This is a genomic window from Shewanella sp. ISS20 (assembly GCF_056522965.1).
In genome coordinates, this window is sequence record NZ_JAWRZK010000001.1 from 1118855 (window position 1) to 1142202 (window position 23348).

Consider the following 23348-nt stretch of genomic DNA (forward strand, 5'->3'; position numbering starts at 1 on the left):
CCCGGCGGATGCCAGGGCTTTAGATTGATTATTATGAGTTTACTTTTGCCCTTCACAATGAAGGATGAGTAAGTTCAGTTCTCTTAATGCCACTGAAAACTTCGCGAATTCATGGGTTCGTGTCGTTTTAAAATCAGCAAGCATGTGGAACCAACGCTCCAGTAAACCTTGATTTTGTTCAATCCACTGCCGAATAATCGTATCAGCCTCGCAAACATCAGTACAACTTCCCAGTACTACTGAAGCTAACGATCTTTGCTGCCAATCAAGTTCTTCACGGAAAGAGGCCCTAGCCAATGCTTGCCAATGGTTAGCCACAGGTTGAGCACTGATTTGTTCTAAGAACCAATGCAGTTCTAACTGTGCACCCAGTTTGAAGTAAGTTTCAGAGACTAATGCCACTGGCTTATTTTCATTTTGAGCAATTTGAGCAATGTCTAGTGACGAAAATAATGTACTCATTTTAGCCATAAGGTTTGCCACTGGCTCAGTGACGCCCTCACGCAATAAGGCATTCTTTTCTTGTTCCAAGGCTTCAATTTCTGCAGTCACCATGTATTTATTGACATTGCTCGTCAACTCAACAAATACCGGACGGTAGAAGGCAATATTCTGCTCTATGCTCATAGAGCGGTTACGATGGCGTAGGAACCAACGACACGCTCGGCGCATATTGCGACGCAATTGGAACAGCATCTCACCTTTAACAATCGCAGGAATGACACTATTTAGTGCTGCGATGTTTTGAGTTAGTTCTTCAAGACCAAAGACTTCACGGGCAATAGTGTAACAAATAGCGGCATCGGCAACTGAGGCGCCTGTCTCATCTTGCATACGTTGCACAAAATTAAAGCCCATATCATTGACTAATTCATTAGCAAGACTTGTGGCAATAATTTCCCCGCGTAATGGGTGCTGCGCCATACGTTCGCTGTATGTCTGTTGCAGCTTTTTCGGGAAATAAGCAATTAATAACTTACTCAAGAAACTGTCATCAGTAATTTCAGGCGTCACCAATTGTTGCTTAAGAACCATCTTGCCGTACGCTACGAGCACTGATAATTCAGGACGAGTCAAAGGCAAATTCTTAGCTAAACGCTCGGCCAATTCATCTTCACTCGGTAAGAATTCCAACGCTCTATCGAGCTTGCCTTCTTTCTCAAGATATTGAATGAATCGAATTTGCTCCTTAAGCTGATCAGCACCATGCACTTGCGTCACAGAAATAGTGCGAGTTTGTGAGCGACAATCGTTTAATACAATTTCACCCACTTCTTCAGTCATCTCTTCAAGCAAGCGGTTACGTTGCTTCAGAGTTAACTCACCATCGGCGACCAAGGCATTGAGTAAGATCTTGATATTAACTTCATTATCTGAGCAATCAACACCACCCACGTTATCCACGAAGTCAGTGTTTAGGCGTCCGCCCTTGCTCGCGTATTCAATACGGCCCAGTTGCGTACAACCTAAGTTACCACCCTCACCAATGATCTTGGCATTGACCTGAGCACCATTAATACGCAAGGTATCGTTAGCACGATCGCCAACATCAGCATTGGTTTCACTCGATGATTTAATATAAGTGCCAATACCACCATTCCAAATCAAATCAACTTTAGAGGTTAACAGTTCTTTGATTAACTCAGTCGGCGTCATAGTGGTTTTTTGAGTAGCCAGCAACTGCTGAATTTCAGGCGTTAAGCTAATCGCTTTGGCGCTTCGTAAGAAAATCCCACCACCTTTAGAAATCAGTTCGCTATTGTAATCACTCCAGCTTGAGCGCGGTAAGTTGAATAAACGCTCTCTTTCTTTAAAGCTTTTTGCCGTATTAGGCATAGGGTCAATAAAGATGTGCATATGATTGAAGGCGGCCACTAGGCAGATATGCTCTGATAACAGCATGCCGTTACCAAACACATCTCCAGCCATATCGCCGATACCAATACAGGTAAAATCAGTGGTTTGACAATCAATACCAATTTCGCGGAAATGGCGTTTAACCGATTCCCAGCCACCTTTAGCAGTAATGCCCATTTTCTTATGGTCATAACCGTTAGAGCCACCGGAGGCAAACGCATCGCCTAACCAGAAGTTATATTCCAGCGAAATAGCATTAGCGATATCAGAGAAGGTCGCGGTGCCTTTATCTGCTGCGACAACTAAATAAGCATCGTCACTATCATGACGCACCACATCTTTTGGCGGCACTATGTCACCGTTTAAAATATTATCTGTGATATCTAATAAACCACGGATAAATAATCGGTAACAGGCTTGACCTTCAGCCAGCGTAACGTCCCTATCAGCATCCAACGGCATTTGTTTACATACAAAGCCACCTTTGGCGCCAACAGGCACAATCACAGTATTTTTAACTTGCTGAGCTTTCACTAAGCCTAAGACTTCGGTTCTAAAGTCTTCACGGCGATCAGACCAACGCAAACCACCACGGGCAACTTTACCACCGCGTAAATGCACCCCTTCAAATCGTGGTGAATAGACGAAGATTTCAAATTTTGGCAGTGGTTTTGGCATTTCAGGAATTTGCTCAGGCGCAAATTTGAATGAAATATATGGCTTAACCTCACCGTCCTTCACTTGATAGAAGTTGGTACGCAACGTGGCATGAATCAAATCTAAATAACGACGAATAATGCGGTCATCATCCAGACTAGAAACTTCATCAAGACGTTTTTCGATCTGCTCAGATAGCTTGTCTAAACTGCGGGTTTTAAGTTTAGGATTAAATTTACGAGCAAACATGCTTAGCAGTAATTCGGCAATATCTGGGTAACGGCTAAAAGTTGATTCGATATAAGACTGCGAGAAAGTCGCATCGATTTGGCGCATATACTTTGCATAGGCGCGTACCACAGAAACTTCGCGACCAGATAAGCCAGAGGCTAATAGCAGACGGTTAAAGCCATCATCTTCAAGCCCTTTATTCCATACAGAGCTTAACGCTTGCTGGAATCTATCCTGACTATCAACCAAATTATCCGTACGACCACTTTGAATAGTCATTAAGAAGTCTAAAATCCAGAAGGTTTGACCATCAGTAGTTTTGACTTCATAAGGGCGTTCATTAATGACTCTCAAGCCAAAGTTTTCCAACATTGGTAGAACGTCAGATAAATGAATGGGCTCATCTTTATGGAATAACTTTAAGCGAACTTTATTATCATTTAATGCCGACTCTTGCGGCTGATAAAATAACATGCCGAGTTTATGGCCATCATCTAATAACTCAAGTTGCTGCATATCGACCACAGCAGCACTCGGTAATACATCTTCTTTATAAGAACGTGAAAAAGCATTTAAATAGTTTTTATTAAGGCGATTACCGGCATCATCACCTAAGGCGGTATTCAGCGCGATATAAAGTTTATCTTCCCACGATTTAGCGGCTTCTATGAGATTATTTTCAATCGCTGACACATCAACATCCACATTGTTATTATCAACTTTAACGATATAGTGCGTTCTAGCTAAGGTTGACTCAGAAAAGTAGGTAGTAAATTCTACCGGGTCAGAACTTGTAAAGTGTTTGGCTAAAATTCGCTGAGTATCTTCTCTAAGCTTGGTGTTATATCTATCTTTCGAGACATACACCATGCACGAGAAGAAACGACCAAAGCCATCTTTACGCACAAATAATTTAAGCTTATCGCGGTCCTGCATTTGCAGAACGCCGTGTGCGAGGTGCGATAATTCATCAACACTGGCTTGAATTAACTCATCGCGCGGTAAATTTTCTAAGATATTTAACAAGGCTTTATAATCATGAGACCGTTGTGCTAAGCCCGATTTACTCATCACTCGCAGCACTTTATCCGCGAGCATAGGGATTTCCCTAGGGCTTCGGTTATATAAGGTCGAGGCGTATAAACCTAAGAATCTATCTTCACCTATCACATTGCCTTGCTTATCAAAACGCTTAACCCCTACGTAATCAACGTAGGCTGGGCGGTGAACTCGACTCTTAGCGCTGCTCTTAGTTAAAATCAGTAAGCTGCTATCTAACGCTTCACGACGGGCGGTATCTGATAAAGTAGATAATAATAAGCCTTGCTCAGGCTGATCTTTACCAGGCTTTTTCATCAAGCCAAGACCTGTATCCACATTCGGTATTAATTCAACATCACCTTTGACCCGTTTTAAGGTGTATTGGCGATAGCCAAGTAAAGTGAAGTGATGATTTTTGAGGTACTCAAGGAAGTTAATTGCTTCAGTGAGTTCCTGCTGTGGGCCAGGGAAAGGTAACTGTGGCAATTCCTTGATGGTAATAGCCAATACGTCTGACATCGCTTGCCAATCATTGACAGAAGCTGCGACATCAGCAAGCACTGAATGAATTTCTTGTTCCAGTGCTTTGATTTCTTTACCATTATTTTGACGATCAATTTCTATGGTAAATACTGCCACTTTTTCTGCGTCATGGCGGCTTTCAGTGATAAACCCAATATGAGAAACCGCATCATTAGCGCGTTCTATCGCCAGCGGTGTATGCAGCATAATATGAGCAGTAATTCCTAAACGATTGAGCATCATCCCCACAGAATCGATTAAGAAAGGCATATCGGGAGTAATCACTTCAATGATCGAGTGAGCTGATTGCCAACCATGCTTAGCTTGGCTTGGGTTAAACACTCTTATATGTGTTTGACCTAGAGTCGTTTTATTAAGGGCATTCCACAAACTGAGCACAGCACCATACAGGTCACTGTCATTTCGCATATTCAAATCATCTTTTGACATGTTTGAATATAAGCAAATAGCCAGTTGTTCTACTTGCTTGGCTTGAGTTTGAGGTACTTTTGAGTGGATAAGACTGACTACATTTTCCAGTAGTACTGAAGGCATTGCATCTTTCAGAGCCATGTTGCTGAATCCTTAAGCGTCTATGGCAGCGCTTTATCATTATATGGATGCTTCGTTTTTGGCGCCGGCAACGAAAAAATGTGACCGGAGTCAGCGCTCGAGTGTATTACTAAATCCTTTGTATTTCGAGGTAAATTTTAGTGGTAGATCCTGTCAATTACTAGTTTAGGACTTGGTTAAAATGTATGAATGCAATTGTTAGCACATTTAATAAATAACTATTCAACAACAAAAAAGGAGCCGAAGCTCCTTTTTTACATCAAGATGATTGTTTTCGCCAGAACAATGAGGCTAGCGCCGGTAACACAATAATGGCACCGAGCATGTTAAACACGAACATGAAGGTCAACATGATCCCCATATCCATCTGGAACTTGAGCGCTGAAAATACCCAAGTACTCACGCCTATGGCTAAGGTTAAACCGGTGAAAATGACTGCACTGCCCCGCTCTAATAAGGCTTCATAATAAGCTTGTCTGACAGGCATACCGGCTCTTAACTTAGATGCCATAGTAGATAAAATATAAATGCCATAATCGACACCTATACCAACACCTAGCGCAATAACAGGTAAGGTACTGACCGTTAAGCCAATATCTAATAACGTCATCAATGCCTGAGCTAAGGTTGATACGACAAATAACGGTAACATCACCACTATTGTGGCCTTTAATGATTTAAAGCTCAGCAAACATAAAATGAATACGGCGAGATACACATAAACCATCATAGGAATTTGCGCTTCAGACACGGCTTCGTTAGTCGCTGCCATCACGCCCACAGGGCCTGATGCTAAACGAAATGTCAATTTGTCATTATTCATTTGCGCCGCAAGGGCTTTTACTTTAGCGACAACTACCTCAATAGTTTCAGCTTTATGATCATCCAAAAAAAGATAGATAGGCATCACTGAACAATCACTATTAAGTAATCCTGTGGTTGATGGAATTTGTCCGACAGCCTGCACTAAGCTTGCCGTGGTGCGCGGTAATACCTGCCATTTAGCATTGCCTTCGTTGAAACCACCATTGACTTGTTTGGCAACACTTGCCAATGAGGCGGTGGAATCAACCCCAGGAGTATTGGCAGCAAGCCACTGAAATTCATCGATTTGATTTAATACTTCATGGTAAGTACAAGCCTCTGGAAAGGCTTCAACTATCACAGTCATTACATCAGTCGTCACACTAAAATGATCAGTAATAAACAAGGTATCTAGGTTATAACGGGAATCTTGATGCAGCGCCGGCGCACCAGCGTGCAAATCACCAATTTTCATGCGGTTTGAGTAATCGAGCCCAAACCAGAATAAGGCAATGGTGGCAAGCACAACCGCCACACCCACTTTAGGAGTGGCGAAAATTGACATCTTATACCAGAGAGCCTGGGACCTGGCGGTTTTTTCAATATTATGGCTGGCAGACGATGGTAACAAATCAAACAAGGATATCAGCAATGGCAATAACATTAAGTTAGTGAAAATAATCACGCCAACACCTAAAGATGCTGAAATCGCTAATTCACGGATAATACCGATATCTATGACTAATAAGGTTACAAAGCCAACGGTATCAGACAGCAACGCCACGCCGCCAGGGATTAATAACGTACGAAAAGCTAAGGTGGCAGCAATTTTAGTACTAAAGCCTTCATCAACTTTGCTGCGTACCACGTTAATAATTTGCACCCCGTGACTCACGCCAATAGCAAACACTAAAAAAGGCACCAGAATCGACATGGGATCAAGCCCAAATCCAATCACAGTCAATAAACCTAACTGCCAAATCACGGCAATTAAACTACAGAACAAGGGCAGAAGAGTTAAGGTCATCGAGCGGCAAAAAAACCATACCATCAAGGCTGTAATAGCAATGGCTATCAAGAAAAACAACAATACCCCTTTTGCGCCATCGGCTACATCCCCGGCCATCTTAGAAAAACCTATGATATGAATACTAATATCTTGGTTTTCAAACTTGGCTCGGAGCTCAGTTTCGAGCTTAGCGGCAAAGGCTAAGGTATCTAAGGGTTTACCTGTATCAGGGTCAAACTCCATCAATTGCACCGTCACCATGGCCGCACTGTAATCTTTGGCTATCATGCGACCAACAATGCCCGCCTTTTCAATATTGTTACGAACTATCTCAAGTCCTTGAGTATCATTGACATAGTCTGCTGGAATAACCGGCCCTCCAGCAAACCCATCTTCCACCACTTCAGTAAAACGTGTAGAGGGTGAAAATAGAGATTTCACCTGCGCACGGTCAACGCCGGGTATAAATAACAGCTGATCATGTACCTGTTTTAAGGTATCAAAAAACACTGGATTAAAGATTGATCCCTTACGGTCCGCCACGGCGACCATGATGCCATTGGCACCACCAAAATCCTTTTGGTGTTCCAAATAGGTCTGCATATAAGGGTGTTTTAGCGGGATATTTTTGACAAATGCCGCGTCCATTTTGAGTTGTGTCGCTTGATAGCCTAAAAATAGGGTGATCACAGCAAACATCAAGATGACAGCAGTCCGATTTCTAAACACAAATGACTCTATGCCATTGACCAATTTATCTAACATAGTTAAGGCCCTATTATTATTATTTTATCCATGCGCGCACACTAATTAGCAGCAGTCTTAACCACTCCACCGCTACCGACAGTCCACCATTGTCCTTGGCGATCACTTGCCATATCAATTAAGCTTTCGCCTTGGCGACCAGTCAATAACTGAGGCTTAAAATTTGCGTCCAAATACACCCTATTACCCGCATTAGCCATGATATATAAACCGCCTTTATCATCACTAATTAGACCATTAATACTAGAAGTAATTGGTAATTCAACAGTTTGCCAATTGGCTAAACTCATATCTGCTCGGAACATATTGCCGCGCAGTCCGGCTACCCATATTTGATTGCCATGCTCAACCACGGCAAACATAGAACCTTCATAGCCAAGTTCCAGCGGTGTAAAGGTTTTACCTAAATCAGAACTCACTGCCACTAAACCTCGCTCTCCCACAAGCAGCAAACGATTATCAGATAACTGAATAATGCGATTGAAATGAGGCAACATAAACATGATTTCTTGATCGTACGCATTAGCATCTGACGCTTTTAACTCAGCTAAATAGTCTCTGTCTTCTACTAGCAATAACTCTTGATGAAATTCATTCACCCAAGTTTTACCCCCATCTTCTGTGCGGTAAAACAGTCCGTAAGCGCCAATAGCAACACCTTGCGTTTCATTAAAAAATAACACATCCAGTAACGGTATTTCTTGTTTTGGCGATTGGCGCTGGACTTGCCAAGTTTTGCCACCATCTTGGGTATGGATAATGGTGGCATCATGTCCAACCGCCCAGCCATGGGTGTCAGAAATGAAACACACTTTAGTCAGTAAGCTTTGGGTTGGCGTGGGGGCTTGTTGCCAAGAGTCATTAAATACCAGTACATGGCCGCGTTCACCGACGGCAACCAGTGAGTTTCCAACTTTTTCGATATCAAGTAATAAGGATGTGGGTGCTAAGGGCTGAAGCTGAGATCGCAGTGTAGAGCCGAATTCACTCTCAAGAGCAACACTGGTCAAACTTGTAGTGGATAACCAGATAAACAAACTACCGAGGGAGAGACTCGTGCGAAGCGTGTGATACGACATACATACTTCCTGTGAAAATGGGGGCAAATGCCCCCAACTAATTAAGAATTAACGGATGCCTGAGCGGCGTAACGCATCTGGAGTAAAGTTAGCTTCAGTAAGAGTGACACCAAAGTCATACATATCACCTTCGTTATCTAAACCAATGGCGAGATAACGACGAGTTTGCAGATCATGGAAGACTTCTAAGGTACTCCAATGAGTAGGCACTTCGTAATAGTTCAGACCATGGGCAAAGGCAACGCGATATAATTCATCACGGTTATCGTACATATCGGTAGCAGATACTTGCCATGAGTCTTCATCGATATAGAACACCCGAGTCTTATAGACATGACGCATGCCGTCTTTAAGCGTGGCTTTCACTTCCCAAACGCGGTGTTTTTCCCATCTCACATACTCAGGATTAATATGACCTGGAGTCAGAATATCCTTGTACTTGAGCTTATCTGAGTGCAGTTTGTAATCGTTATAAGGGATTAAAATCTCTTTCTTACCCACTAATTCCCAGTTATAGCGCGACGGTGAGCCGTTAAACATGTCGTAATCATCTGTGGTACGTAAACCATCAGACACTGTGCCTGGGGTATCAAACGATACGTTGGGTGCTTTACGAACGCGGCGCTGACCTGTGTTATAAGTCCAGGCCTGACGCGGCAGAGCTTCTTGATCCATGGTTTCTTTTACAAGCAATGCAGTACCTGCTAAGCGCGCAGGTTGAGTCACAACTTGTTTGAAGTAAAACAAAGTGTTGCTTTCAGCTAGTTTTTGCGCCGTCATTTCTGGGCGTGAGTATTGGAAACTCAGCTCTTCACTTAATTCAACCAAAGAGAAATCGCCGTCCTTAGTTGGCGCAGCTTGATTTCGCTCAGTAGTAGCATCAACGCCGCGATAGCGCAAAATATGGTTCCAAATGACTTCTAAACCATTGGCTGGAATTGGAAATGGCACGCCAATGGCTGCGCCACTGAGGCCATTGCCACCACTGATAAGTTCAGCCCCTACCGCGTTGGCTAAAGTCGCGTCATACACATATTGTGGATAGGCTGCGCTACGGTGTGTTGGGTATACATTCATCTTAAAAGTGTCAGGATAGAGCTCAAGCATCTTGAGTTCACCTGGGGTCAGTAAATTTTTATACTGATCTTTATTAGCATTCGTCACGGTATAAAGAATGCTATCGTTGGCATAAGGGTCTGGATGATGATCGCCTTTGTTATAACCCGCAATCGGTTTACTAATACCGCCATCCCAGGCAGGAATAGAGCCATCAGCATTACCAGCACGCTCGGCCCCCATAGGTGTTAATTCTTTACTTAACTTGGCAGCATCCGCTTCTGACACTTTAGCTTGAGCTGCAGACATCCCAAGTGCCGCTAAAATCCCAACAGATAACAGGGTTACTCTTTTCATTATTATTGTCCCTTTAGATAGAGTATTTAACGTTAAACGAGACATAGTCTCTGTCTTCTAACAAGTTGGTGGTACCAACGCCACCAAAGAATGCGTTATACGAAACATCCGCACTCCACTTGTTTTGATAATCAAAGTTAAGACCCATACCAACCGCCTTTTTACCTTCAGTAAACAAGAACATAGGGTCGGGAGTGATACCATTGACATCATGAGAGAAAATGGTGCGCGCCGCGAGATTCACACCAGAAAAGACGTTAAAGAAGTCAGCCTTACCCACTAAGCGATATCCCCACGCATGCGCGGTCGGAAATGGGTTAGTTTCAGGGCCATTATGCAAGGCTTGAATAATGCCAGGCATGTTCGGATTACCACCTGAGCGACCGGTGCCAGGGCCATTGAGGCGTAACACATCATGATGAGGCATATCATGGATCCACACCCCACCCACTTCTGCTAATGCCGTTAAGTTATCGGTCCATAACGCTGGACCAAATAAATGGGTAAAGGTCATCTGCACTTGCGTGGTATCACGCAGAATATAACCTTCAGCATAGGCACCAGGGTCAACCACACGGTACTGAGAAATACCATCTAAATCAGGGCGTAAACCTGCATTAGCTAGTTGCTGCGGCATAGCGGCGAATAACAATTCAACGTCATCAATTTGCAGTGGCTCATCTTGGCGGTGAGCAATTTCACCCGCCACCGCAGTATCACCTACTAATGTGTTGAAACTAAGGCCATAAAGTTTAATATCTTCTGGATACACAACTTGCGCTTTGGAGAACGACTGTAATCCTAACAGCGTATTGCGATCGATATTACCGGCTTCACGTCCAATAACCGCTAAATCTTGCAGTAAAGCACCTGTCGTAAAGTTAGACGCTGTACCACTAATGAGTGGTCTGCGACTGTGATAATTCATGTAATACAGACCAAATTCAGTTTCAGCTAACTGCGGTGCGTAATAGCCAAGTTTGACACCAAATTGTCCATCATCAGACGCTTCTTGCTCGTCATACACTAAAGTTGCTTTGGTTGGATAAGCCAATGCCATGGCCACCAATTGCTGAGTTGGAATAGTTTGGCCAGACGCTACCATGGCGCCCAGTTTATTATATTCGCTAATCAGAAAATCAAGGTCGGTATCAGGATTGGCATTAAAGCCAAGCTGAGCATTTTGTGAATAACCACCAAAGCCCGCAAAATCTGTGGTAGAGAAAAACGAACCAGGAGGCGGAACCCAAATTGGTTTCCACTCATACTGGTAGAAAGCCTCGACAGATAAATTATCGGTCAAGCCTAATGAGGCCCACAGCATACCTTGAGGGCGGAACGCTTCTTTCAGTTCAGCGCCTGGCGCGTTGAGGATATTTAAATCTACAGGGTTAATTTCACTGATACCATGGGCAATTAACGTGCTTTCGCCCCATGACACGACTTGATTACCGACTCGCACTGATAAAGGATTTTGGCCATCATTGAAATCAAAATCACCATAAACGAAGGCGTCAAGTAAACGAATATCTCGACAAATTACTTCTGACGCTTGTTTATCTTCACAAGGGTCAAATTCTTTACCTGTCAATGGATTCGAATAACCATAATCCCCTTGCTCTGTCTTGTTATCATAAAAATACATGCCACGGACAAATAATCCGTAGTTTTTATATTTAAGAGAAAGTTCGTGCAAGCCTTTAGCAATTTCGGAGGTGGTATCGCCTTGAGCATAAAGAAGGTTACTGAGATCGTTGTTACTGGAGTAAGAGCCTGATTGAGCCCAAATTTGCTGAGATGAATAAATGGTATTACCGAAGGCAGAATAGCCATCCCACTTAAACTGTGGCTGATTGACCTTACCAATCAGATCCCAGTTTCTGTCTTCAACTCGCCAACTAGCACCTACTGTCCAAGTTGAGTCAAAGGTGCCTTCCACCTCGCCCCAATTAAAAGCAAAAGCATTGGCCTGACTACTGACCCCTGCTGCCAAAGCTGACGCTATCCCCAATGCCAGCACAGTTTTACTAAATCCACCCTTCATTATTCTCATCTCGCGTATCTCCATAACCTGCTCGACTCTTTGTTATAGGAATTTGAAAACCAACATTATGCTAGCTTGCAGATAACATCATTGTTACAGGTTTTTTGTGATATGAGCAAGGTCATTAAAGTAAAAATTACAAAGCGAATTGAGGACTTATCATCTATTTAGAGGATGAAATTATAAAAAGGATTTGAATAATTAGTCGCATGGCTGTTACGCCAGACACAACCACAAGCTAACCTATTAATTAATAATGGATTAATGAAAAACTTACTAGATTCAAGCGCGAATCAACACTAAATCAGTCGTTTGAAGCAATTACTCTAATTAATTAATAATTTTAAGTGTTTAGCCTAAGCTGTTAAAACTCGCAACTAAGTGCTAGGTGTAAGATCTTAAGCAGCTTTTGGGCTACATTCTTGCCGATAAGTACATAATTATTAACAAATCATGAATGTATTTGAGTTTGCAAGGAGTGACAATTTAAAATTGGCATAAGCCACTGGTGAAGATTAGCAAGATAATCTTAAAGGAAGTCTTAGCGAAGGCGGCAGATCTTGGTCAATAATCTCTGCCGTTTACCATAATTTGCTACTGTTACAATTAGTTAAGACAATTTAGTTAGGCTCAGTAAGCGCCCGTCTTGATCCAATTGCAATTCAAAGTTGCCTTTAAGGCCAGAAGCCGTTACAAAGCGCCTAAAATGCCGAGGATGAATCCATAGTACCTGTCCTTGATAACTACGAACTTCAATTCTATCTATATCGCCGCGATAGAAAGGTAAATACTCAGCATAGTTAAATTGCATACTGAAACGAAACAAGCGCTCATCCATTAGCTATTACTCAGTTAAGAGGCTAACGTCCGAGAAATTTTCTCGAACAAATCACGGGATAGATCAGGCAATTGTGATAATTGCACTAAACAGGCCTTAATGCTTTGCTGCCTTTCATCATCGAAACGTGAGAACTGAATTAACGGTGTGATCATGCGCGCCGCCGTCTGTGGATTAATTTTATCAAGTACCGCTAGTTGCTCAGTCAAAAACTGATAACCGCTGCCATCGGCAGCATGAAAGTGTTCAGTGTTAGCAGCGGCAAAAGCCCCTATTAATGAACGCACGCGATTAGGGTTATTAATGCTAAATGCTGGATGCTTAAGCAAAGCGCGTAACTCAGTTACCACTGTCGTAGCTGGGTTAGTGGCTTGCAGCATAAACCACTTATCCATCACTAACGGTGTCGATAACCATTTATGTTCAAAGTCAGCCATTAACTCATGGCGACACTCAAGCGCACCAAGATTTGCCGCCGTTAACGCGCCTAATGCATCTGTCATTGAACTGGCTTGTTGGTATTGGGTCAATACGCATGCATCCGCTTGTTCGCTAAATTGCGCCAAATTTACTAGACAGGCATTTTTTAACGCTCGCATCGCTGCAGTACTGCCAAAACTTGCGGCACGCCAGCATGCCAATAACTCATCTTCTAAAGCTAAAATAAGCTGTTCTAACACATAAAAACGAGCAGCAATTAAATGCTCTAAATTCACCTTATTCACTTGTTCTATTAAGACGTTAAGTGATGGAAAACTTAAGATTTCAGCCAATAGTGCGGGATCTAGTGTGTCATCTAAAATAAGACCTCTAAAGGCATCACACACTTGTGATGCCAAATTCATGCTCTCACCTCTTTCAAGGCAAGCCACGTTTTCCCAAATGGTGCGGCTTAACATAGTCACTGACGCATCCCAGCGCGCCACTTGACTACTTGCATGGCGCATTAAATGCGCCAGTTGGCTATTGGTATACTGATAATCAAGACGTACAGGCGCCGATAAATCTTGCAGTAATGAAGCCACAGGTAAGGATTTTATGCCTGAAAACACGAAGGTTTGCTGAGATTGTTTCACATCTAATACTTGATTGACTAACGATTGACCCGCGCCATCAAGTAATTCCAGAGAAAATGGGATATGCAGTATTTCAGCATTAGGCTGATTAGGAATCGATTGTTTGATAGTCAAACGATATTCCTGTTGCTTAGCATCAAACTCATCGGTGACTTGCAGTAATGGCGTACCCGCTTGACGATACCAGGCACTAAATTGGCCTAAATCAATGTTCGAGGCATCACTCATAGCCGCGACAAAATCATCGCAAGTTACTGCTTGGCCATCATGGCGCTTAAAATATAAGGCCATTCCGGCTTGGAAATTCGCTTCACCTAACAAGGTGTGCATCATGCGAATAACTTCAGCACCTTTATTATAAACAGTGACTGTGTAGAAGTTATTCATTTCAATCACAGACTCTGGGCGAATAGGGTGCGACATTGGGCCTGCATCTTCTGCAAATTGCTGGTTTTTGATAACGCGGATGGCCTGAATACGATTAACCGGACGACTGCCAACATCTGAGCTAAATTCTTGATCCCTAAATACAGTTAAGCCTTCTTTTAGGCTTAATTGGAACCAATCACGACAAGTGACACGGTTACCCGTCCAATTATGGAAGTATTCGTGTCCAACTACCGACTCAATTCCGTGATAATCAGCATCGGTCGCAGAACTTTCATCGGCCAACACATACTTGGTATTGAAAATATTGAGGCCCTTGTTTTCCATCGCGCCCATGTTGAAAAAATCAACGGCAACTATCATGTAAATATCAAGGTCATACTCTAGATTAAAGCGACTCTCATCCCAAGCCATCGACTTTTTAAGGGATGCCATCGCATGATGGGCCTTATTTAAATTACCTTTATCAACAAACACCTGCAATGCAACATTGCGACCAGATTGAGTAATAAAGTTATCAGTCAATTGATCGAAATCGCCCGCAACTAAAGCAAACAAATAACTCGGTTTAGGAAATGGGTCTTGCCATTTAGCAAAGTGACGGTCTGTCCCCACTAAGCCTTTTTCGAGTAAGTTACCGTTACTGAGCAAGAAAGGTAAGCTTAATGCCGCCTCAATGCGGACATTGTAAGTAGCTAGGACATCTGGGCGGTCAAGGAAATAAGTAATACGTCTAAAACCTTCGGCTTCACACTGAGTGCAATAAGCGCCATCGGATAAATACAAACCTTCAAGGCTAGAGTTGCTACCGGGATCGAGCTTGGTCACCACACATAAGCTAAATTGGGCTAAGTTGGTACTAATTCGCAATTGGTTTTTGTCTTGCTGATAGGCAATGGCGTCACCGTTACAAGTCACTTCAATGAGGCTTAACCCCTCGCCCTCTAACACTAATTCACTAGCCTGAGGATTCAATCGAGTGATCTCACTCGTTGCTGTAACTAAGGTATTGGCGCCATCAAGCTTAATATCTAACTCAAGATGAGAAATGGTGAAATCAGGTGATTGATAATCTTTGAGGTATTTTGCTTGTACTTGAGACATAAGTATCCCTATTAACTTTTAAACCATAAAAAAACGCGCCTTTAGCGCGTTTTTGACTGTAAAAATATTTATTTGCTCGCCTGCTTAGTTAAGCTCTCGGCATCAACCATGTCTAAGGTAATAAAGACGGTTTCATCAAGGAATGGATCGGGTAATTCTGCCGCATCCTCTTTGTCATCGTCCATGCTAGCTAAAGGTGCTAGCCCTTGTAACTTGCGGCGAGCATTGGTTCTATCTAAGCTTTTTTGCTCGTCTTTTTCACGGGAAGCAATTCGCTCACTCTCCACTAAAGATACAGTTTTTTCATTGTGATGCAATTTAAAGTCAGCAATGTCCGCATAGATATAGGCAAACTCAGGATCTTTGGCAATTCGTTGTTGATGCTTAACATCTAACGCTGTCACCAATGTTGGTGGCACTAAATCCACACTTGAATATTGTGCGACCGGCACACTATCCCAAGGCAAGGCATTATCTTCTTCCGCTTCACCAAACTCACCGGGTTCTAACGCAGAAGGGAACGCAATGTTTGGGGTTACGCCCTTAAGCTGAGTACTACCGCCATTAATGCGATAAAATTTAGCTATGGTGTACTGCACATGACCCACTGGCTTTTCATACAAATCGTAAATTCGGCCTAGGCTCTTATGCTGCTGCACTGTGCCTTTACCAAAAGTGGATTCGCCCACAATTAAAGCGCGGCCATAATCTTGTAACGCGGCAGCAAAAATCTCAGAAGCAGAGGCACTATAGCGATCAACCATGACTGTCAGTGGACCATCATAATAGGTCTTACCATCGGTATCTTGGTTAGGTGTGACTTGACCACTGGCATCACGGATTTGAACCACAGGGCCCATATCAATAAATAACCCAGTCAGTAAGGTTGCTTCGGTTAATGCTCCGCCGCCATTACCACGCAAATCTATGATGATACCTTCGACTTTGTCTGCCGTTAATTTTTGCAGTTCTTTGGCAACATCTTGCGATAAATTCATGTAAAAGCCAGGAATAGCAATGACACCAATTTTACGATTAGCATAAGCGCCATCTTTCGGCACGATGACTTCAGACGATGCGGCTCTATCTTCTAATCGCACCTTGTCACGAACTAAGGTAATTTCATAGGTCTTTGCATTTGAGCCGCCTTTTTGCGGCAGGATTTGTAACTTAACTTTTGAGCCCTTAGGACCTTTAATTAGTTCAACTACATCATCTAAACGCCAGCCAATAACATCAACTATTTCTTCACCTTCTTGGCCAACACCCACGATTTTATCTTCTGGCGCTAACTTAGCGCTGCTAGCCGCAGGGCCACCCGCGACTAATGACTTAATCACAGTATAATCATCAGTCATTTGTAACACGGCGCCAATACCTTCAAGGCTTAAGTTCATTTCCATTTGGAAACGCTCTGCGTTGCGAGGTGATAAATAGCTAGTATGAGGTTCTACAGCACGTGAAAAAGCATTCATTAACCCTTGGAAGACATCTTCACTTTGAGTTTGTGATAAACGTTTGATGGCATTGTTGTAACGCTTCGACAGAATGTCGACGATTTCAGGCCAATTCTTGCCAGTGAGCTTAAGATTGAGCGCGTCATATTTAACGCGTTGACGCCATTGCTCATCTAACTCTGCTTGAGTTTTTGCCCAAGGCGCATCTTCACGATCGTAAAGATAAGTATCACCCGCAACATCAAATTTCATTTCAGTGTCGAGTAATGATAAGGCATACACAAAACGCTCATAACGACGTTGCTGTGTGATTGAGTACATGTTGAATGCAGGGGCCAAATCACCCGACATTAACATATCATCGAATTGTTGCGCGTAAGGACTAAACTTGTCCACATCGCTTTGTAGCAACACATTTTGACCGAAGTCGAGTTGCTTTAAGTAACGGTTAAAGATTTGCTCAGAAAAAGCATTATCCAGTTGAAAACGGTGATAATGAGAGCGACTGTAAAGATCCGTAACTCGTTTACTCGCCACTTTATGTTGTGGCTCTTGCTGGAGCTCGGGTAACTCGCTGACTTGAATTACTGGGGGAATAGCCCAAGCCGAAAAACCAATTAACGCAGTGGCTATCGACACGGCTAGTGACATTTTTCGCATCAACAAGTTACTCCTTAGCTATAGGTTACAGCGAGACGTGCTCAGAACGAACCTTAATGGTCATTCCTGAATCCAGCTGAACTTGTACATCCTGTTTATTAATGTCGATGATAACACCTGCAACAGGGACCATTCCTAATTTGACATTAACGCGTTGTTTTGGCTTTAATTCGCTTAACTGGGCTGGTACGAATGGCTTTTCAACCTTCACTGGACGCTCAGTTTTTGGCTTGCTAACAACAGGCTTAACTGTTTTAGGGCGAGGCTTACGCGCAGGCTTAGCTTCTTCCTTTTTAGCTTTAGCTTGAGCTAAACGCTTTTCTTTAGCACGATCTTGGCTTTCTTTTAAAGTGGCTTGAGCATGATCAATATGCTCTTGCTCTAACTCACCACAAGCATTGCCATCTAAATCGACACGCACCGCACCTAACTTGATTGCTTTCAGGTAACGCCAGCTACTAGTATAGCGTCTTAGAGCCGCCCTTAACTGTGTTTTACTGACTTTAGAATCATCAGCCAACCTTTCTGCCAAATCTTGAAACAATCCGATTTTTAGAGGCTTAGCTTCACCCTCGGCGATAAAGCACAAAGGAAATGTTTCATATAAATACGCCAAAATGGCATTGGTGTCGGTCAACTTATCTGTTGATTCCATCATTACTTCCACGATTTTATTAAGGACCCCAAATTCGCATAACGCGACTGGGTTGTTCATCTTATGTTAGGCTAAAAGCCAAACGCCATACATTCAATATCAATTACTTGAACTCAAGTTAACCCATAAAAGCGGCAAGACTCAAGCCCAAATGATTCATTGAGCGGCAACAAACTAAAACTTTCAATTTTTACCGCTACTGCTGCTGCCTATTATAAAGCGGATGCCAGCGAAAGCGACCCTGTTTTACATCAAAGCGGTCATAGATTCATCAAATAGGCGAAATATTCAGATGTTGCTCCAAAGTTTCGACTAATAATGTCAACCCTAGCTGATCAAGCTCACTAAATCGCTCAAACTCAGGGCTATCAATATCAAGTACCGCAAAAACTTGTTGTTGATAATGAATTGGCAGCACAATTTCGGCATTACTGGCGCTATCGCAGCTAATATGCCCACTAAACTCATGTACATTGGCTACCCGTTGCACACTATCAAATGCTGCAGCTGTGCCGCATACACCTTTGCCCCAAGGAACACGGGTACAAGCGACTTTACCTTGAAATGGACCTAATACTAATTCATCCCCTTGGCGCAGATAGAAACCCACCCAGTTAATTCCAGGCAGTGACTCATTTAACAAGGCCGACATATTGGCCAAGCAGGCAATAACATCGGGCTCGCCATCCAATATCGCTGTGAGCTGACGATTTAACTGGTTATAACAAATCGATTCCATAGTACGCCTTGTAAATATGTAACGAGTTATGTACTTAACTCTTATGAATTAGACTCAGCAACCACCTTCGCCGTTTTAGCTTTAGTTTTAGGTGTTACCTTAGTTTCTACCGGATTAATGCCCTTGAGTATGCCATTGACCTCATCCTTATTGGTAGCCAAGTAGAAGGATAATTTTTCAGTCACTTCTTCGCTTAAACCAAGCTCTGCCTTGTCGATAAAGCGATTGAGCAGCTCAGTGATATCCAGCATCTTATCAAAAGCATCGGCTTCTTTTTTCGATGTGAATGTCATCTTCTCTACCCCTTCTCTTACCACGACAAATTGCGTAATCACCGCCATGAAACAACCTCACTGTTTATTTATACAGTCATTAGCTTCTCATAGTGATGATTATGATTCAATCATCTGCCGAATTTTTTTAACCCAAATGGCCAAAATCCTGACATAATTCACCACTTAACTGTGTTGTTATCTCAGGAAATGAAGTATTTAAGCCTATGGATAAGCCTGAATCTGCGAACCACCACCGAAGCCGTCATTACATACGGCGTCACTCTGATGCCATGGTGTTATGTGGTTCATGTGATTTAGCCGTGCAAAAGCGAGCGCTGCCTTCGGGAGTGAGAGCTTTATGCCCGCGGTGTCACACAGCGCTGTACCATACCCCTTACTGCTCGATTAATGGCATGCTTGCCCTATGCTTGACGGCGATTATTCTGTTTGCTCCTGCTAATATACTGCCAGTATTAGATTTACAGTTTTTAGGATCTTATCGTACTACGACTGTTATCGAAGGCGCTCTTGCTGTCGCTTCCCAAGGATTTCCTATTGTAGGCTTGGCCGTATTAGTGGCCGCAGTGGTCGGCCCTGGCTTATTAATTTTATCGATTTTATTGCAAATCCTTATTGTCAAATTCGCCCTTAATACCCGTATTGGTAAATGGTTACTTAAATGCTTATTGCAGCAGCAAAGCTTACTATCGCAATTAAGCATGTTAGAAATTTATGTTATCAGCTTTTTAGTGACTGCATTTCAATTGTCTGATTTTGCTGACATTCATTTCGATTTAGGCACCTTTTGTTTTACCATGTTGTTTCTTTCAGTATTATTTTTGATGCGTGAATATGATCTTGAGCATATGTGGAGTTATCTCGATGAGTAAACAGCTCCAAGGCCAAGATATTGAACTGTGCTTATGCCCTGTGTGTAAGAAAAGTAATCGTATTAGCAATGGTAATTGCCAGCGCTGTGGTGCTGAACTTAGTTTTAGGCGCTATTCAAGCCTGCAACAAAGCTGGGCCTTGTTGATTACTGCGGCCATTTTATTAGTGCCGGCCAATATCTACCCTATTACCATAGTGACTAATCAGGGACGTATAGCCTACGACACCATTTTTACTGGCATTCGTCATTTAGTACATCAAGATTTATGGCCAATTGCCATCATAGTTTTCACAGCCAGTATTGCGGTTCCTTGGCTCAAGATTATTGGTCTTGCTATTTACCTGAGCGCCATCACTTTTAGATTACCGTTACCTAAAACATTATTGATGAAAGGATTTCATATTATTGAATGGATAGGTCGATGGTCGATGCTAGACCTTTTTGTTATTTCACTTACCGTTGCCTTGGTCAATATGGGACAACTACTGGATGCGCAACCTGGCCCTGCGGCGACTGCGTTTGCATTAGTTATTTTGCTAACCCAACTTTCTGCCAAGGTTTTAGACACGCGTTTACTCTGGGATCGACTGGATATACACAATGAAGCAAGTGCAACCACCGAAAATAGTTAAAAAGAAGCTGTTCTCTCCCATTTGGTTATTGCCATTAGTGGCCTTAGCGCTAGCCACTTGGCTTGGCGTACAAAGCATACGTCAATCTGGGATTGAAATTCAGGTGCATTTCCCGAACGCGACTGGCATAGATGTCGGTAAAACTTTAGTTCGTTATGAAGGTCTAACTGTCGGCAAAGTAACTGATATCGCCATAGATAAAAACCTGCAAGGCGTTGAAGTAAAGATATTAATGGATTCACGATCAGAAGCATTTTTAACTGAACATACCGATTTTTGGTTAGTGACCCCTAAAGCTTCTATTACCGGCATCGAAGGTTTAGACACCTTATTTTCGGGCAACTACATTGCCATCCTTCCAGGAAAAGGCAAAGCCAGCACTGAATTTACCGCGGTGGCCGAAGCGCCGCCGATATTACCAGGTAAAGAAGGCAAAATTATCCACTTAGTGGCCGATAAATTAGGATCCCTTGATGTGGGTTCTTCAGTGTTTTATCGCCAAATTCCTGTGGGCAGCGTGGTTAACTACCGCTTAGTCGACGCTGAGAAAATAGCATTTACCATTTTTGTCAAAGAAAAATATGCAGACCTTGTAAGAACCGACTCACGTTTTTGGAATGTCTCAGGTATTAGTGTTGATGCATCACTCACAGGACTTAAGGTGCAAAGTGAAAGCATTGCCGCAATCTTAGCGGGAGGCATTAGTTTCAGCACTGGTGAATTAGATGAAGTTTCAGACAAACAGACCTTTACGCTTTATCCTAATGAAGATAAGGCCCGTGGCGGTCAAGAGTTTACCTTAGATATAGCCCAAGCAGATCAAGTACATAACGGCACAATTATTCAATATTTAGGACTGGCTGTTGGTGATATCACAGGGCGTGAGTTAGTTAAAGATGGCATTAAATTGCACGCCCGCATTTTTACTGATTATCAGCACCTATTAGGGCCAGACAGTCAATTTTATTTAGCGGGCGCCGAAGTATCACTCTCAGGGATTAAACATGCATCACGTTTGCTTACTGGCGATAATATTATATTAATTCCAAGCAGTGGCAGCGTAGCTCAATCTGAACATCAAAAAAATCCGGCCAAGCACAACACGCAGCTACATTTTCCCTTATTGGCCAATGCGCCAGAGCTTGCTCAAGATAAGCAGTTTGAATTAGCTGCTACCAGTCCGTCCAATCTTAATATTAACATTGGCGCGCCGCTGCAATATAAAAACTTCACTATCGGTGCTGTCACGGGCGTAGAGCTCAGTCGCGACTTTAGTCAAGTTAATTACCGCGTACAAGTGCAAGCGCAATATCAAGCATTGTTTACTCAAGCGAGTTACTTAGTGCCGCGGCCATTAGTGGCTGTGACTGCCTCACTTAGTGGTATTCAAGTTGATACCGGCGATATGAGTAACGCACTGACTGGCGCGTTAGAATTGGTGTCAGTCAAGGCTAAGCCTTTAGCCTCTGGCGCCCATATCAAGCTATATCCGAGTGTTGCCGTGGCCGAAAAAGCTAAGCAAAGCGCGCAGCAAACAAGCGTAAAATTAATCGCCACCAATGCCGCAGGCCTAAGCGCTGGTAGTAAAGTCTTCTATAAAAAAATGACCATAGGTGAGGTTACTGCGGTGACGTGGCAAGCGGATGATTCATTTACTATTAACCTTGGCATAGATAAGCAGTTTAGTGATCTTATCGATGAGCGCAGTGTATTTTGGCAAAATAGCGCCATTGCGGTGGCGGCTAATTTACAAGGCATAAATGTCGATGTAGCACCATTAAGCGGGTTAGTCGAAGGCAGCCTTTCCTTAGGCCGCCTCAAGCAACCTAGACTCAATAAAGTATTAACTCTTTATCAAAATCAAGATTTAGCGTTAGCGCAAGCAGAGTTAATCGCTATCACCTTCCCTGCCGATGTGCGCTTAAAAGCTGGTGCGGAGGTGCGCTATCAAGGTTATCGGATTGGCGCAGTCGACCAAGTGAATTTAAGCCAAGACTTACAAACCATTGAGGCAAGTGTTTATCTTGATGGTAAATATGCAAAACAATTTAAAAGCCACAATAGCCAATATGTCATAGTGGATGCGCAAATTTCACTGCGTGGCATTAAAGCGCCAGAAACCTTAATTACTGGCGCTTATATCAGCGTGACCCTAGGTAACGATGCTAAGCTCAGCCAGCATTTTAAAGGTAAAATACAAGGCCAAATTTATGGCAATACCCCAGAAGATTCACTTAGGCTGACCTTAGTGCGTAATCATCTCGGTTCCATTAACCAAGGCACCGGTATTTTTTATCGCGGTGTTGCTGTCGGCAAAGTGGCAGGATTTGAACTGGCCAATAATGGTCAAAGCGTCAATATCTTTATTGAAATCAATGAAGCCTATCGCTCCATGGTTAATCGCAGTAGTCGCTTTTATGACATATCAGGTTTTAACATGGATGTTGGCTTGTTTTCAGGGGCACAAATTGCCACATCATCCCTTGAATCGCTCATTGCTGGCGGCATAGCATTGGCGACTGAACAATCGACCCAAACCCAAAATCAACTGCAATCCGGTGATAGTTTACCTTTGTACGATAAAGCCGAGCCACAATGGTCAAGCTGGCAACCTAGCCAACACTAAGCCATTATCGAA

Annotated in this window: 14 protein-coding genes; 3 read left to right on the plus strand and 11 right to left on the minus strand. The window is 43.0% G+C overall.

The window, feature by feature from the left end; translation table 11 throughout:
- Positions 1-39: 39 nt before the first annotated feature.
- The 11 genes from AC1HDP_RS05115 to AC1HDP_RS05165 all read right to left on the minus strand — a co-directional run bounded on the left by AC1HDP_RS05115 (position 40) and on the right by AC1HDP_RS05165 (position 19252).
- On the minus strand, positions 40-4881 hold the full coding sequence (locus tag AC1HDP_RS05115; protein WP_479637912.1) for an NAD-glutamate dehydrogenase: 4842 nt from the start codon (positions 4879-4881) through the stop codon (positions 40-42).
- Between the two features lie 259 nt (positions 4882-5140).
- The gene (locus AC1HDP_RS05120; RefSeq protein ID WP_479637913.1) at positions 5141-7459 is read right to left on the minus strand and encodes an efflux RND transporter permease subunit; all 2319 of its coding nucleotides are present in this window, start codon (positions 7457-7459) and stop codon (positions 5141-5143) included.
- Between the two features lie 41 nt (positions 7460-7500).
- Positions 7501-8538, minus strand: coding sequence for a WD40/YVTN/BNR-like repeat-containing protein (locus AC1HDP_RS05125; RefSeq protein WP_479637914.1), 1038 nt, complete (start codon positions 8536-8538; stop codon positions 7501-7503).
- Positions 8539-8586: 48 nt separating this feature from the next.
- On the minus strand, positions 8587-9951 hold the full coding sequence (locus tag AC1HDP_RS05130; RefSeq protein WP_479637915.1) for a DUF1329 domain-containing protein: 1365 nt from the start codon (positions 9949-9951) through the stop codon (positions 8587-8589).
- Positions 9952-9964: 13 nt separating this feature from the next.
- Entirely contained in the window at positions 9965-12004 is a 2040-nt protein-coding gene (locus AC1HDP_RS05135) for a DUF1302 domain-containing protein (protein ID WP_479637916.1), read from the minus strand.
- A 601-nt stretch (positions 12005-12605) separates the two neighbouring features.
- Positions 12606-12821 carry a DUF2835 family protein gene (locus AC1HDP_RS05140; protein WP_240778707.1) on the minus strand — a complete coding sequence of 72 codons (216 nt, stop codon included), beginning with the start codon at positions 12819-12821 and terminating at the stop codon, positions 12606-12608.
- A gap of 26 nt (positions 12822-12847) precedes the next feature.
- Entirely contained in the window at positions 12848-15400 is a 2553-nt protein-coding gene (gene pepN, locus AC1HDP_RS05145) for an aminopeptidase N (RefSeq protein ID WP_479637917.1), read from the minus strand.
- A gap of 68 nt (positions 15401-15468) precedes the next feature.
- Positions 15469-17517 (minus strand): carboxy terminal-processing peptidase, encoded by a 2049-nt coding sequence (prc, locus tag AC1HDP_RS05150; protein ID WP_168195186.1) that lies wholly within the window; start codon positions 17515-17517, stop codon positions 15469-15471.
- 25 nt (positions 17518-17542) lie between these two features.
- The gene (proQ, locus tag AC1HDP_RS05155) at positions 17543-18172 is read right to left on the minus strand and encodes an RNA chaperone ProQ (RefSeq protein WP_140934095.1); all 630 of its coding nucleotides are present in this window, start codon (positions 18170-18172) and stop codon (positions 17543-17545) included.
- A 271-nt stretch (positions 18173-18443) separates the two neighbouring features.
- Positions 18444-18911, minus strand: coding sequence for a GAF domain-containing protein (locus AC1HDP_RS05160; protein ID WP_479637918.1), 468 nt, complete (start codon positions 18909-18911; stop codon positions 18444-18446).
- Positions 18912-18952: 41 nt separating this feature from the next.
- Positions 18953-19252 (minus strand): YebG family protein, encoded by a 300-nt coding sequence (locus AC1HDP_RS05165; protein ID WP_479637919.1) that lies wholly within the window; start codon positions 19250-19252, stop codon positions 18953-18955.
- 224 nt (positions 19253-19476) lie between these two features.
- Between AC1HDP_RS05165 and AC1HDP_RS05170 the strand changes: the two genes are divergently transcribed.
- Genes AC1HDP_RS05170 through AC1HDP_RS05180 form a run of 3 tightly spaced genes read left to right on the plus strand, consistent with a single transcriptional unit; the run spans position 19477 to position 23336 of the window.
- The gene (locus tag AC1HDP_RS05170) at positions 19477-20076 is read left to right on the plus strand and encodes a paraquat-inducible protein A (protein WP_479639828.1); all 600 of its coding nucleotides are present in this window, start codon (positions 19477-19479) and stop codon (positions 20074-20076) included.
- Positions 20069-20710 (plus strand): paraquat-inducible protein A, encoded by a 642-nt coding sequence (locus tag AC1HDP_RS05175; protein WP_168195187.1) that lies wholly within the window; start codon positions 20069-20071, stop codon positions 20708-20710. The genes AC1HDP_RS05170 and AC1HDP_RS05175 overlap by 8 nt, the downstream gene beginning before the upstream one ends.
- Positions 20679-23336: a PqiB family protein gene (locus tag AC1HDP_RS05180; RefSeq protein WP_479637920.1), complete on the plus strand. Its 2658-nt coding sequence runs from the start codon at positions 20679-20681 to the stop codon at positions 23334-23336. Before AC1HDP_RS05175 ends, AC1HDP_RS05180 begins: the two co-directional genes overlap by 32 nt.
- Positions 23337-23348 lie beyond the last annotated feature (12 nt).